Origin of the sequence: Streptomyces rubrogriseus, assembly GCF_027947575.1 — a bacterium.
In the GTDB taxonomy this organism is placed as follows: Bacteria; Actinomycetota; Actinomycetes; order Streptomycetales; family Streptomycetaceae; genus Streptomyces; species Streptomyces rubrogriseus.
Map to the genome: position 1 here is coordinate 984,355 of NZ_CP116256.1, position 11,807 is coordinate 996,161.

At 73.4% G+C, this 11,807-nt stretch carries 13 protein-coding genes; 5 read left to right on the forward strand and 8 right to left on the reverse strand.

All coding sequences use genetic code 11. From position 1 onward, the window contains the following. Nucleotides 1-70 precede the first annotated feature (70 nt). Nucleotides 71-1,585 carry an MFS transporter gene (locus Sru02f_RS04270; protein WP_109032699.1) on the forward strand — a complete coding sequence of 505 codons (1,515 nt, stop codon included), beginning with the start codon at nt 71-73 and terminating at the stop codon, nt 1,583-1,585. 46 nt (nt 1,586-1,631) lie between these two features. Continuing rightward, nucleotides 1,632-1,991, forward strand: a complete 360-nt coding sequence (locus Sru02f_RS04275; protein WP_003975921.1) for a VOC family protein — start codon at nt 1,632-1,634, stop codon at nt 1,989-1,991. A 15-nt stretch (nt 1,992-2,006) separates the two neighbouring features. Here Sru02f_RS04275 and Sru02f_RS04280 read toward each other — a convergent pair whose 3' ends face one another. Continuing rightward, nucleotides 2,007-2,309 carry a hypothetical protein gene (locus tag Sru02f_RS04280; protein WP_109032700.1) on the reverse strand — a complete coding sequence of 101 codons (303 nt, stop codon included), beginning with the start codon at nt 2,307-2,309 and terminating at the stop codon, nt 2,007-2,009. A gap of 158 nt (nt 2,310-2,467) precedes the next feature. Between Sru02f_RS04280 and Sru02f_RS04285 the strand changes: the two genes are divergently transcribed. Next, complete coding sequence (locus tag Sru02f_RS04285) at nt 2,468-3,352, forward strand: alpha/beta fold hydrolase (RefSeq protein ID WP_109032701.1); 885 nt, start codon at nt 2,468-2,470, stop codon at nt 3,350-3,352. 102 nt (nt 3,353-3,454) lie between these two features. Beyond that, nucleotides 3,455-3,928: a carboxymuconolactone decarboxylase family protein gene (locus Sru02f_RS04290; protein WP_109032702.1), complete on the forward strand. Its 474-nt coding sequence runs from the start codon at nt 3,455-3,457 to the stop codon at nt 3,926-3,928. Between the two features lie 66 nt (nt 3,929-3,994). On the opposite strand, the gene Sru02f_RS04295 is transcribed toward Sru02f_RS04290, so the two are convergent. The 7 genes from Sru02f_RS04295 to Sru02f_RS04325 all read right to left on the reverse strand — a co-directional run bounded on the left by Sru02f_RS04295 (nt 3,995) and on the right by Sru02f_RS04325 (nt 10,772). Next, nucleotides 3,995-5,221 (reverse strand): cytochrome P450 family protein, encoded by a 1,227-nt coding sequence (locus tag Sru02f_RS04295; RefSeq protein WP_109032703.1) that lies wholly within the window; start codon nt 5,219-5,221, stop codon nt 3,995-3,997. An 11-nt stretch (nt 5,222-5,232) separates the two neighbouring features. Continuing rightward, complete coding sequence (locus Sru02f_RS04300; RefSeq protein ID WP_109032704.1) at nt 5,233-6,477, reverse strand: cytochrome P450; 1,245 nt, start codon at nt 6,475-6,477, stop codon at nt 5,233-5,235. Continuing rightward, complete coding sequence (locus Sru02f_RS04305; protein ID WP_109033076.1) at nt 6,474-7,022, reverse strand: GTP-binding protein; 549 nt, start codon at nt 7,020-7,022, stop codon at nt 6,474-6,476. Before Sru02f_RS04305 ends, Sru02f_RS04300 begins: the two co-directional genes overlap by 4 nt. A gap of 112 nt (nt 7,023-7,134) precedes the next feature. Then, entirely contained in the window at nt 7,135-7,488 is a 354-nt protein-coding gene (locus Sru02f_RS04310; protein ID WP_087809117.1) for a DUF742 domain-containing protein, read from the reverse strand. Then, on the reverse strand, nt 7,485-7,907 hold the full coding sequence (locus tag Sru02f_RS04315; RefSeq protein ID WP_011028644.1) for a roadblock/LC7 domain-containing protein: 423 nt from the start codon (nt 7,905-7,907) through the stop codon (nt 7,485-7,487). Before Sru02f_RS04315 ends, Sru02f_RS04310 begins: the two co-directional genes overlap by 4 nt. Nucleotides 7,908-8,148: 241 nt before the next feature. Then, nucleotides 8,149-9,594, reverse strand: coding sequence for an ATP-binding protein (locus Sru02f_RS04320; protein ID WP_373103385.1), 1,446 nt, complete (start codon nt 9,592-9,594; stop codon nt 8,149-8,151). Between the two features lie 485 nt (nt 9,595-10,079). Continuing rightward, nucleotides 10,080-10,772 (reverse strand): TetR/AcrR family transcriptional regulator, encoded by a 693-nt coding sequence (locus Sru02f_RS04325; protein ID WP_109032706.1) that lies wholly within the window; start codon nt 10,770-10,772, stop codon nt 10,080-10,082. A 125-nt stretch (nt 10,773-10,897) separates the two neighbouring features. On the opposite strand from Sru02f_RS04325, the gene Sru02f_RS04330 reads away from it, so the two are divergent. Next, the gene (locus Sru02f_RS04330) at nt 10,898-11,791 is read left to right on the forward strand and encodes an SDR family oxidoreductase (RefSeq protein WP_109032707.1); all 894 of its coding nucleotides are present in this window, start codon (nt 10,898-10,900) and stop codon (nt 11,789-11,791) included. Nucleotides 11,792-11,807: the final 16 nt, after the last annotated feature.

An 11,807-nucleotide genomic window follows, 5' to 3' on the forward strand; every position in this document is an offset into this window, starting at 1 on the left:
CGGGCTTGTTCCCTCCGGCGCCGGGCACACGTGAGGCGTTCGCTCGACGGAGAGCCGCCGGAGGGGTGCCATGACAGCAGAAGCGTCGTCGTCGGGCTCGGTGCCCGCCTCCACCGGGACGGTCACCACGGCCGTCCCGGCCCGCCTTGACCGGCTGCCCTGGTCGCGCTGGCACTGGATGATCGTGATCGGCCTCGGCACCGTCTGGATCCTGGACGGCCTGGAAGTCACGATCGTCGGCAACGTCGCCGGACGCATCGCCGAGGACGGCAGCGGCCTGGACATCAGCTCCGCCCAGATCACCGGCCTGGCCGCCGCCCTGTACGTGGCCGGGGCCTGCTCCGGTGCCCTGTTCTTCGGCTGGCTGACCGACCGGCACGGCCGCAAGAAGCTGTTCATGATCACGCTGGTGGTCTATCTGGCGGCCACCGCGCTGACCGCGGTCTCCTTCGAGTCCTGGTGGTTCTTCCTCTTCCGCTTCCTCACCGGCTTCGGCATCGGCGGCGAGTACGCGGCGATCAACTCCGCGATCGACGAGCTGATCCCGTCCCACTACCGGGGCCGGGTCGACCTCATCATCAACGGCAGCTACTGGCTCGGCGCGATCGGCGGCGCCCTGCTGTCCATCGTCATGCTGGACACCGACATCTTCGCCAAGGACGTCGGCTGGCGGCTCAGCTTCGCCCTCGGTGTGGTCCTGGGCCTGGTGGTGCTGCTGGTGCGGCGGCACGTCCCGGAGAGCCCACGCTGGCAGTTCATCCACGGCCAGGGCGAGAAGGCGGACACCCTCGTCTCCTCCGTCGAACGGGAGATCGAGCGGGAGAAGGGCGAGAAGCTGCCGCCGCCGGCCGGCGAGATCACCATCCACCAGCGCAAGTCCATCGGCTTCGGCCTGATCGCCAAGACCGTCTTCGGCCGCTACCCGCGCCGCGCGGTGCTCGGCCTGTCCCTCTTCATCGGCCAGGCCTTCCTGTACAACGCGATCACCTTCGGCTTCGGCACCATCCTCATCACCTTCTTCGACGTGCCGACCGGCAGCACCGGCTACTATTTCGCCGTCATCGCCGCGGGCAACTTCTGCGGCCCCCTGGTGCTCGGCCACCTCTTCGACACCGTCGGCCGCCGGATCATGATCTCCAGCACCTATCTGCTCTCCGGCATCCTGCTCTTCGGCACCGCCTGGCTCTTCGACCGGGGCTCGCTCACGGCGACGACCATGACGGCCTGCTGGTGCGTGGTGCTGTTCTTCGCCTCGGCGGGAGCCTCCAGCGCGTACCTGACGGTCTCCGAGATCTTCCCCATGGAGACCCGCGCCATGGCCATCGCCTTCTTCTACGCCCTCGGCACCGCCGCCGGCGGCATCAGCGGCCCGCTGCTCTTCGCCGACCTGACCGAGTCCGGCGTGGTCGGCGACACGGTCCTGGCCTTCCAGATCGGCGCCGGGCTGATGTGCGCGGCCGGCCTGGTCGCGGCGTTCCTGGCGGTGAAGGCGGAGCGCCGCTCGCTGGAGGACATCGCGGAGCCGCTGTCGACGGCGGCACCGGATACGCCGGGAACGGCGGGCCCCGGCGCGAAGACCGCGTAGCGTCACGCACGCCGGCCCGATGGGGCACCGACGTCGAGGAGACCCGATGAGCATCCGCAGAATCGTCCCCAACATCCATGTCGAGGCCGAGGGCCAGTGGAACACGAGCCGCGAGTTCTACGGCCTGCTCGGATTCGAGGAGGTCATGGACATGGGCTGGGTGACCACCCTGGCCTCCCCGTCCAACCCCACCGCCCAGATCAGCCTCTTCACCGAGGAGCGCACGGCGCCCGTCGTCCCCGACCTGAGCGTGGAGGTCGAGGACGTCGACGCGGTCTACGCCCAGGTGGTCGCGTCGGGCGCGGAGATCGTCCGGGAGCCGCAGGACGAGGAGTGGGGCGTGCGCCGCTTCTTCGTACGGGACCCGAATGGCCGGGTGATCAACGTGCTCACCCACCACGCCTGACCGGCGCCACCGCGCTCAGGAGCGCCGGTCGGCGACCGCCCACGAGGCCAGCGCCACGGCGCCCGCGGCACCGAACACGGCGGGCCAGGCGCCCACCTTCTTGGCCAGCGGGTGCGATCCCGCGAAACCGGCGACGTAGGCCGCCGTCAGCGCACCCGCGGCCTTCCCGCCGGCCCGGGCCCGCCACTGCTGCGCGGCGGCGGCCCCGGCGACGGCGAGCACGGCCCCGCCGAGCTGCCGCTTCTTCGTCCAGCGGGCCACGCCGTACCCGCCCACCAGGCCACCCGCGGCGACCACCGCGCTGGGAACCCTCGCCATGTCTGCCTCCCGATCCGACCGCGGCCGGACCTGCTCCGGCCGTACCGACTTGTCGGGACCGAGGCTAATCCCCGCCCCTTTCGGCCGAACACCGAGCCCTGATCCCGACACTTCCGGGTATCCGCTCCGTTGGGGAGACGAGCACCCGGAGGAGACCGATGACCGCGCAGCGCCCCCGCACCTACGACCCGCCCCGCCCCCGGACGGTCACCGTGGACGGCGCCCGCGTCGCCTGCTGGGAGTCCGGACCACCCGGCGCCGAACCCGTGGTCCTCCTGCACGGCTACCCCGCCGACCACCGGTGCTGGCGCCACCAGGTGCCCCCGCTGTCGGCCCGGCACCGGGTCATCACGCCGGACCTCCTCGGCTGGGGCGCCTCCGACCGCCCCCTGCACCTGTCCTTCGACTACGACACGGAGGTCGCCCGGGTCGGCCGGCTCCTCGACGCACTGGACCTGGACTCGGTGAACCTGGTCGGCCACGACTACGGCGGCTTCCTCTCGCTCGGCTTCACCCAGCAGCACCCGGGCCGGGTGCGCAGGCTGGCGCTCCTCAACACCCGCGCGCACGGCACCTTCACCCGCCGCTGGTACGCCGTGTTCGGCCTGCTCGGCCTCGTCGGACGCAGCCCCCTGCTCAGCCGCCCGGCCCGGCACCTGCCGTACGCCGCCCTCCACCGCCGTTCCCTCGCGCCGCTCGTCCGCGCCGGCCACCTCGACGCCCACGTCCTGGACGGCTACCTCGGCTGGATGGCCGCGCCCGAGGGCCGCCGCTGGCTGCTCCACTACTTCGGCGACTACCGCACCCCGGCCCGCCCCGAGCTGCACCGGCGGCTGTCCGGCATCACCTGCCCGACGGCCGTCGTCTGGGGCCGCGCGGACCCGTTCCTGAGCCCGGCGATCGCGACCGGGCTGGCCGGGTCGGTGCCCCGCGCCGAGCTGACGATGCTGGACGACGCGGGCCACTGGGTGATGGACGAACGCCCGGCCGCCGTGACGCGGGCGCTGGGCCGACTGCTGGAACGCACGACCCCGAACGGGTGAGACGCAGGTCACAACCGGGCCGTGGCGCGGCCTGTCACATCGCGCCGCCGGCGTCCGTCGTAGCTGTGTACGACCAACACGGCAACGACGGAGGAATCCACCATGGAAGCGCGTCTCAACCTGTTCGCCAACCCGCTCGCCGGCAAGCTGCTGCGGCACATCAACTCCGCGGGCAAGGCCGTGGGCGACTCGGCGCTGCCGGCCGCGACCCAGGAGCTGGTCAAGATCCGCGCCAGCCAGATCAACGGCTGCGGCTTCTGTCTCGACATGCACACCAAGGACGCCGCGAAGGCGGGCGAGACCTCGCTGCGCCTCAACCTGATCGCCGCCTGGCGGGAGGCCAAGGTGTTCACCGACGCGGAGCGCGCCGCCCTCGAACTGACCGAGCAGGGCACCCGCATCGCCGACGCCTCCGGCGGCGTCACCGACGAGGCCTGGGCGAACGCGGCCGAGCACTACGACGAGGAGCAGCTCACCGCCCTGGTCGGGCTGATCGCCGTCATCAACACCTACAACCGCCTGAACGTCATGACCCAGCAGCCGGCCGGCGACTACGAGCCGGGGATGTTCGGCTGAAGCCGGCACCCCGCGGCAGCAGTCCCGGCCACCCGGCCCCGGCCGCCCGGTCCCGTCGCCCGCCGCTCAGCCGGCGTGCAGCAGGACCGGGAGCCGCTGGTGGCCGTTGCTGATCAGGGAGGGCACGGACGGCAGCTCCTCGGCCGGATCGGCGAGGCGGAGGTCCGGGAAGCGGCCGAAGAGACTCTCCAGCGCGAGGGTCACCTCCATGCGGGCCAGCGGCGCGCCCAGGCAGAAGTGGACGCCGTGACCGAAGGCCAGGTGCTCCTTGACGGTGCGGGTCGCGTCGAAGGTGTCGGCGTCCTCGTGCCAGTCCGGATGGCGGTTGGCGGCGGCGTACGAGGCGAGGATCGGCTCCCCGCGGGCGATGGTCCGCCCGTCCGGCAGGGCGATGTCGGTGACCGCGTACCGCAGCGGCAGATGCTTGACCGCCGGTTCGTGGCGCAGCGTCTCCTCCACCACGTCCGCCCAGGTGACCTCGCCCTTGCGGACCAGCGCGAGCTGGTCGGGGCGGGTCAGCAGGGTGTGCACCGCCTGGTCGATGACGTTGACGGTGGTCTCGTACCCGGCGCTGATCATCAGCAGCAGGGTGTCGCGCAGCTCCTCGGGGGAGAGCCGGTCGCCGTCCCCCTCGTCGTCCCGCGCGGCTATGAGCAGGGAGGTCATGTCGTCGCCCGGCGTGGCGCGCTTGGCCGCGATGAGCTGGTCCAGCACCTCGTACAGGCGCGCGGTGTTGGCCTGGGCCTCGGCCTGGTCCAGGGTGGTGTCGAAGACGCCGTCCACGAGGGCGCGGAAGCCCTCGCGCCGGTCCTGGGGCACGCCCATGAGGTGACCGATCACCGCGATGGGCAGCGGGTAGGCCAGCTCCTGCCTGAGGTCCACCGGCTCACCGGCGGGAAGCTCGGCGAGCCGGTCGACGAGACCGGTCACCATCGCCTCGACGGCCGGCCGCATCGCGTCGACGCGACGGGCGCTGAAGGCGGGCGCCACCAGCCGGCGCAGCTTGCGGTGGTTGGGCCCGTACGCGGTGAACATGTTCTCCACCGCCACCCACAGGGCCAGCGGCCAGGTGCCGACGACCTCCCCGAAGGCGGGCCAGTGCGCCCGGGCGTCCTTGGAGACGTCGGAGCTGGTGAGCAGCTGCTTGAGGAGGACGGGGTCGCTGACCGACCAGGCCTGCACCCCGAGGACGTCCACCCAGGTGGCCGGACCGCCCTCCCGCAGGGTGCGGTGCTCGGTGTGGTGGTCGGCGCCGGTGGGGTCGAGGACGAGGGCGGGCTGCTGGGTCGCCATGGCCTGGCTCCTTAGTGTGCGGCTCGGTGCGCGGCGGGCTGCGCGGCGTGGAAGGTGACGGGCAGGGATTCGAGGGCGCGGTGGAACGGGCCGGGCCGCCAGGTCAGTTCGGCCGCCGGGCGGGCGAGGTCCGTCTCGGGGAGCGCGTCCAGGAGGTGGGTGACCGCGGTCTCGGCGATGAGGTAGGCGTGCGAGCGGGCGGGGCAGGTGTGCGGACCGGTGCTCCAGGCCAGGTGGGCGCGGTTGCCGCCGTGCTGTCCCCGGGGCACGCCCTCCGTGAGGGCCGGGTCGTTGTTCGCGGCCGCCATCGAGATCACCACCGGCTGGTCGGCCGGCAGCAGCACGCCCTCCACGTCGACGGGGTACGGGGGATAGGAGATGCAGTAGTTCGCCATCGGCGGGTCGGTGTAGAGCACGGCGTCGAGCGCGTCGCGCACCGTGGAGAGACCGGCGTGCAGGTCCGCGGAGAACTCCTCGTCGGTGAGGATCTTCAGGATCGTGTTGCTGATCAGGTTGGTCATGGGTTCGATCCCGGCGCCGTAGAGCGTGACGAGCTGGTGGCTCATCTCCTCGTCGGTCAGCTCGACGGGGTGCAGGGCCAGCCGGGACGTGATGTCGTCGCCCGGGTGGGTCCGGCGCAGGGTCACCAGGTCGGACACGGCCTGGGCGAGGATCAGGTTGCCCTGCTCGGCGTTGGTGGTGTCGAAGATCTTCGCCATGCCGTCGGCGATGCGCTGCCCGATCTCGTCCGGGCAGCCGAGCAGGGCGCTCAGCACCCGGAAGGCGATGGGGAAGGAGTACTGGGTGAGCAGGTCCGCCGAGCCGGCGGCGCGGAACCCGTCGATGGCGTCGGAGGCGACCTGCTCGACGAGGGCGCGCAGCCCGTGCTGGTCCACCTGGTCGATGGCGTGGGTGTTCGCGGACCGGTAGCGGGCGTGCTCGGCGCCGCCCGAGCGCAGCGCGTTGGGCCGCCACTCCATCATCGGCCGCACCGGGCAGGTCGCCGGGATCAGCTTCTCCCAGGCGCGCGGGTCGGCCGGGAAGTGCAGCGGGTCGTTCAGGATGCGGCGGGCCTGGTAGTAGCCGATCACCAGCGTCGCGGGGACGCCGGGCGCCAGGTCGACGGGGACGAGCGGGCCGTGGGTGCGGCGCATGCTCCGGTAGGCGGCGTGCGGGTCGGCGGCGAACTCCGGTGCGTACAGGGCGATTCGGCCCGGCCCTTGCGTCGGCGCGGTCTCGGTGGAGGGCAACGTCATCGGCGGGACTCCAGGAGGGCGGCTGAACGGTGCTCGGAGAGGTACTCCGTGAGCGTGATCAGGGCGTGCAGGGAGGAGGTGCGGTCACGGGCGTCGCAGTACGTCAGCGGCGTGGCCGGTTCCAGGGCCAGCGCCTCGCGCAGCTCGGCCTCGGGGTAACCCGGGGACCCGGGGAAGGTGTTGATGGCGACGGCGTACGGGATGCCCGCGCCGTCCAGCAGACCGAGGGCGTCGTGGGAGGCGTCCAGGTCGCGGGTGTCGGCCAGGACGAGGCAGCCGAGGGCGCCCTCGGCCAGGTCCTCCCACAGCGGTTGGAAGCGGGACTGCCCCGGCAGCCCGAACAGGTACAGCGCGAGCCGGCCGCCGGCCAGGTGGATGCGGCCGAAGTCCATCGCCACGGTGGTCGTCGTCTTGTGCGGGGTGCCGCGCAGATCGTCCACACCGGCGCTGGCCTGCGTGATCGGCTCCTCCATGCGCAGCGGCCGCACCTCCGAGACGCTGCCGATCAGCGTCGTCTTGCCGACGCCGAAGCCGCCCGCGACCACGATCTTGGCGGACCGGGTCACCGTGGCCGGGACGTAGGTGACGGGCGGGTCGGCCCGGTCGGCACCTTCGGCCCCGGCGGACTCGTCGGTCCGGCCGGTCCGGTCGGCCCCGTCAGACCAGGGAGCGAAGTCCACGGAGTACCTCCTGCAGCAGGTCGAAGTCGGGCTGGTCGTCGATCGCGGCGACCGGGCTGGAGAGGTGGCCGGAGTCCATCAGCGAGGAGACGAGGATGCGCACCGTGGAGGGCGGCAGCTCCAGCGCGGCGGCGATGTCGGCGACGGCCAGGCCGCCGTCCGCGCCGGCGAACAGCCGCATCACCCGGCGGGCGTCCGGGCCGAGGGTGTCCGTGGGACCGGTCGCGGCGATGACCACGCTCTCCAGGCGCACGTCCTCGCGCGCGCGGATCCGGCCCTGGGTGCGGACGTAGGGCCGGACCATGTCGGGATCGCGCCGCGGCCCGCTCATACCGGTCGGCCGCCGTCCGCGACCGGCACCCGCTCCTCCGTGGCCAGCTCGTGTCCCACCCGGGTGGCGAGCCGCACCATGTGGTGCGAGATCAGCCCGACGTCGGCGTCGGGGCCGGTCGTGCACACCGAGAGCATGGTGTTCTTCGCGGCGGTCGTCGTCAGGCCGATGCAGCCGACCGACTCGATCAGCAGCTGCCGCATCCCCGCGCCGCCGGTGAACTCGTCCCAGGCCTTGCCCGCCGCGCGCAGGGCCGCCGTCAGCGCGGCGAACTTCTCCCCGTCGTCCTGGCCGATCGTCTGGGTACGGGCCTTCAGCAGTCCGTCGCTGCTCATCAGCACGGCGTACCGGACGCCCTCGACGCTGCCGAGTTCCTGGTCCAGCAGCCAGCCCAGGCTGTTGGTGTGTGTGTCTTGCACGATCAGTGTCCTTCGTCGTCAGCGGCGTCGTGGGGGGTGGTGCGGGCGGCGGTGTGGGTCGCGGTGCCGGATGCGGGGCGGGTCGCGGTGCCGGCGGAGGCCGGAGAGGGCTGCTCCCCGTCCCGGCCGCGGCGGGTCCCGGCCGCCCAGGCGGCGGCGACGGCGGGGCGGCCGGGCTCGGTGTCGTCGGGGGCGGCCGGGCGCCGCGCGGGGGCGGGCGCGGCGGAGCGCCGGCGGACGGTCAGACCGCTGGCGGTGGTGGCGGAGGGCGCGGAGGTGGGGGTCGCCGGGTCGGGTACGGCCGCTGCGGCCGGGGTTCCGGCCGGGGTTCCGGCCGGGGTTCCGGCGGGGGTTCCGGCCGGGGACGTCGCGGGCGCGGCGACGGGCTCGCCCGGCGCGGCTGGCGCGGCGGGCCCGGCGACTGCCGCGGACGCCGGGACGCCGGCCTCGGGCACGGGCGCGGGCTCGACGGGGGCGCGGCCACCGCCTGGGCCACCGGACCCGCCGGGGCCGCCGGGGCCGCCGGACCGGCGGGGGCCGGTCGGGCCGCCTGGGCGGCAGGCCTCGGTGCCGGCTGGGCCGCCGCGGGGTCGACGATCAGGTTCTTCGGCAGGACGACCATGGCCCGGGTCCCCTGGTAGATGTTGGGCGCGGTCAGCTCGACGCGGAAGCCGTAGCTCTCCGCCAGCAGGGAGGCGACGCGCAGCCCGGTCTGGGGGTGGGCGCCCAGGCGCGTGATGTCGTCGCGCTGTTCGCCGGACATCACGTCGCTGGCCCACAGCAGCCGCTCGTCGTCCATGCGCAGTCCCGCGTCGTCCACGATCAGGAAGCACGCGTGGTGCCCCTGCTCAAGCGAGACGTGGACACTGGCGGCGGGCGGCGAGTAGCGCAGCGCGTTGTCCAGCAGTACGGCGAGCGCGTGCACGACCGCCTCCACGGCGCGGCCCTCGACCACCACGGACCCCATCTCGGGGTGCTTGATCCGCTCGTACCCCTCGATCCGGCCCATGGCCGCCCGCACGATGTCGGTCAGCGTGGTGGCGGGCCAGCGCCGGGACAGCTTGTCGCCGGCGAGCACGGAGTACCCCGACGCGGTGAGCAGCATCTGCTGCGTGAGGTGGTCGATCTCCACGAGCGTCGCGTACGCCTCGTCCGAGATGTGCCGCCGTACGCCCTGGCTGACGGCCCGGCCGAGCCGCGCGGAGCGGGCCACGACGTTGTTGGCGAAGCCGCGCACGGCGGCCCGGGCCACGCCGACGGACTCGCGGCGGGCCTGGGCGATCTGCCGCTCGGTGTCCTGCCGTACCCGCTCGGCCGCGTGCGCCGCGGCCCGTTCGGCGGCCGCCCGCTCCTCGGCCCGTACGTCGCCCACCGCCGAGGCCACCGCGCCGGGCACGGCACGCAGCCGCTCGGCGAGCGGGGTCCCGTCGAGCTGCGCCGGCACGAGCAGACCGCCCTCGGGGCCCGAGCCGCCGGGGCCGCCCTTCGCCACCGCCGGGATCACGGCGGCCGCGAGGTGTCCCACGCACTGCTCCGCCGCGACGAGTTGCAGGGTCAGCCGGTCGGCGTGCTCGCGCAGCTGCTCGCCGCGGCGCCGGGCCTGCCCGGCCTTGCGCCGGAAGTACCACGCGGCCCCGGCTCCGGCCACCGCCAGCACGGCGGTGGCGGTCACTATCAGTTCAGTCATCGAGTCCTCACGGATCGGAAGCCGTCGGTGTGGGCGAGGTGGCCGAGGCGGGCCGGCGCGCAGGGCGGGGCGCCGGCCGGCCCGATGACGACCGGGCTCTCAACAGGCCGGAGCGGACCGGTGTCTGCCACGGTCGTCCCGTGCCGCGGAGTCGGCCAGCGACGCGGTCGACGGCGAAGGCGCAGGACATGGATCTCCCGGGAACACGCGAGGGCCGGCACGAGCAGGGGGTGCCGATGACGCGGCCTCGAGACGGAGCGGGACCGCGCGTCCCGAGGCGCCTCGAACTCCCGTATCCGCGACCGGCGTTCGGCATACGGAAGGGGACCATACCGCTTGTGCTCACGTTGTGCTCATGCACGGTGCCGGACTCGTGATCACGGCTTGGAAGCGTCGGGGCTTTGGCGCGAAAAATGCGTCGATGACGACCGAACCACTGTGGCTGAAAAGGGAGTTGGCCCGCCGGACGAGGTCCTGATAGTGGCTCAGTCGGTGTCGGAGAGGCGCTTCAGCCACTCGCCGAGCAGCCGCTGCTCCGCCTCGCTCAGCACCGTCTGCTCGGGGAGCGTGGCGCGCAGCGCGCGGGCCGCGCCCTGCGGGCCGGCGTCCCGCACGGCCGGGCGCTCGTGGGTGACGGCGGCGACCATCGACTCGCGCAGGGTGGTGAACAGGGCCGGGTCGCGCCGGTCCTCGGGCAGGGAGAGCCAGGTGAGCACCGCGCCGCGCGCCGTGGCGTGGATGATCTGAGCAGCCAGCTCCTGGTCCACGCGGAGCCATCCGCCGGCGGCGAGCCGCCGCATGCGGGCCATCAGGATCTCCATGCCGGCCTTGAAGGCGGCCGAACCCGTCCGCGCCGGTTCGGTGTACATCAGCGTGTACAGCGCGGGATTGGCCAGACCGAACTCGACCGCCAGGTCCCAGCCGTCCCGCAGGTCCTCGATGGGGTCCGGCGGGTCGGGGTCGACGTGCTTGGTGGCGAGAAAGCTCGCGAAGCCGTGCTCGGCGACCGCGTCGAGCAGCCCGTCCTTGTCGCCGAACAGCCGGTAGATGGCCGGCGGCTGAAGCCCCGCCGCCTCGGCGACCGCCCGCGTGGTGACGGCGTCGCGGCCGCCGCGGGTCAGCAGGCCGATGGCGGCCTCGATGACCCGCTGCCGGGTCTGGTCGGAACGAGAGGGCATGCGGTCAACGATACCGCTTTGGTGTTGCCATCGTGATTATCGCTGTTACTGTTTAAGTGATTCCACTGGAAACAACGCAACCGGTGCACCCGGTGCGTGCAACAGCCTGAACACGGGAGCGCGTCATGATCATCGTTACCGGAGCCACCGGACAGCTGGGCCGTCGGACCGTCGAGCACCTGCTCGCCCGCGTGCCGGCGGAACAGGTCGGCGTCAGCGTCCGCGACCCGGGCCATCCGCGGGCGCGGGCCTTCGCCGACCAGGGGGTGCGGGTCCGGAGGGGCGACTTCACGGACGCCGGGAGCCTCGCCCACGCCTTCGAGGGTGCCGCCCAGGTCCTCGTCGTCTCCGTGGACAAACTGGGCGAGGAGTGCGTCGAGCAGCACCGCACCGCGATCGAGGCGGCCGTCACGGCGGGCGCCCGCCGCATCCTCTACACCAGTCAGATGGGGGCCGGCGCGGAGTCCCACTTCCAGGCCTGCCGCGACCACGCCGCCACCGAGGAGATCCTGCGCGGCTGCGGAGTCCCCTTCACCTCACTGCGCAACGGCTTCTACGCCGCCAGCGCGACGCGCTTCCTCGGTCACGCCCTGGAGACCGGCGAGATCCTGCTTCCCGCGGACGGCCCGGTCGCCTGGACCACGCACGCCGACCTCGCCGAGGCCACCGCCGCCGTCCTGGCCGACGAGGGCCGCATCGACGGTCCCACCCCGCCCCTCACCGCCTCGCGGGCGCTGACCTTCGACGACATCGCGGCCCTCGCCACCGAGGTGACGGGCCGGGAGTTCACGCGGAGCACCGCACCCGAGGCCGGTTTCCGCGACCAGCTGGTGGCCCAGGGCGTCCCCGAGCAGTACGCCGACCAGCTCCTCGGCATCTTCGCCGCCGCCCGCGCCGGCGAGTTCGCCACGACCGACCCGACGCTGGCCGCGCTGCTGGGCCGGGAGCCCGTCGGGATGCGGGAGGTGCTGGGGGAGGCGCTGCGGGGGGCGCCGGGCGGGCATCCGTCCGACGGCTGAGCGGGACGGCCCGGCT

What these genes read in the sequence shown, in the direction of transcription:
- Sru02f_RS04270 (WP_109032699.1), top strand. Translation starts at nt 71, where the DNA reads ATGACAGCAGAAGCGTCGTCGTCGGGCTCGGTGCCCGCCTCCACCGGG.
- Sru02f_RS04275 (WP_003975921.1), top strand. Translation starts at nt 1,632, where the DNA reads ATGAGCATCCGCAGAATCGTCCCCAACATCCATGTCGAGGCCGAGGGC.
- Sru02f_RS04280 (WP_109032700.1), bottom strand. Translation starts at nt 2,309, where the DNA reads ATGGCGAGGGTTCCCAGCGCGGTGGTCGCCGCGGGTGGCCTGGTGGGC.
- Sru02f_RS04285 (WP_109032701.1), top strand. Translation starts at nt 2,468, where the DNA reads ATGACCGCGCAGCGCCCCCGCACCTACGACCCGCCCCGCCCCCGGACG.
- Sru02f_RS04290 (WP_109032702.1), top strand. Translation starts at nt 3,455, where the DNA reads ATGGAAGCGCGTCTCAACCTGTTCGCCAACCCGCTCGCCGGCAAGCTG.
- Sru02f_RS04295 (WP_109032703.1), bottom strand. Translation starts at nt 5,221, where the DNA reads ATGGCGACCCAGCAGCCCGCCCTCGTCCTCGACCCCACCGGCGCCGAC.
- Sru02f_RS04300 (WP_109032704.1), bottom strand. Translation starts at nt 6,477, where the DNA reads ATGACGTTGCCCTCCACCGAGACCGCGCCGACGCAAGGGCCGGGCCGA.
- Sru02f_RS04310 (WP_087809117.1), bottom strand. Translation starts at nt 7,488, where the DNA reads ATGAGCGGGCCGCGGCGCGATCCCGACATGGTCCGGCCCTACGTCCGC.
- Sru02f_RS04320 (WP_373103385.1), bottom strand. Translation starts at nt 9,594, where the DNA reads ATGACTGAACTGATAGTGACCGCCACCGCCGTGCTGGCGGTGGCCGGA.
- Sru02f_RS04325 (WP_109032706.1), bottom strand. Translation starts at nt 10,772, where the DNA reads ATGCCCTCTCGTTCCGACCAGACCCGGCAGCGGGTCATCGAGGCCGCC.
- Sru02f_RS04330 (WP_109032707.1), top strand. Translation starts at nt 10,898, where the DNA reads ATGATCATCGTTACCGGAGCCACCGGACAGCTGGGCCGTCGGACCGTC.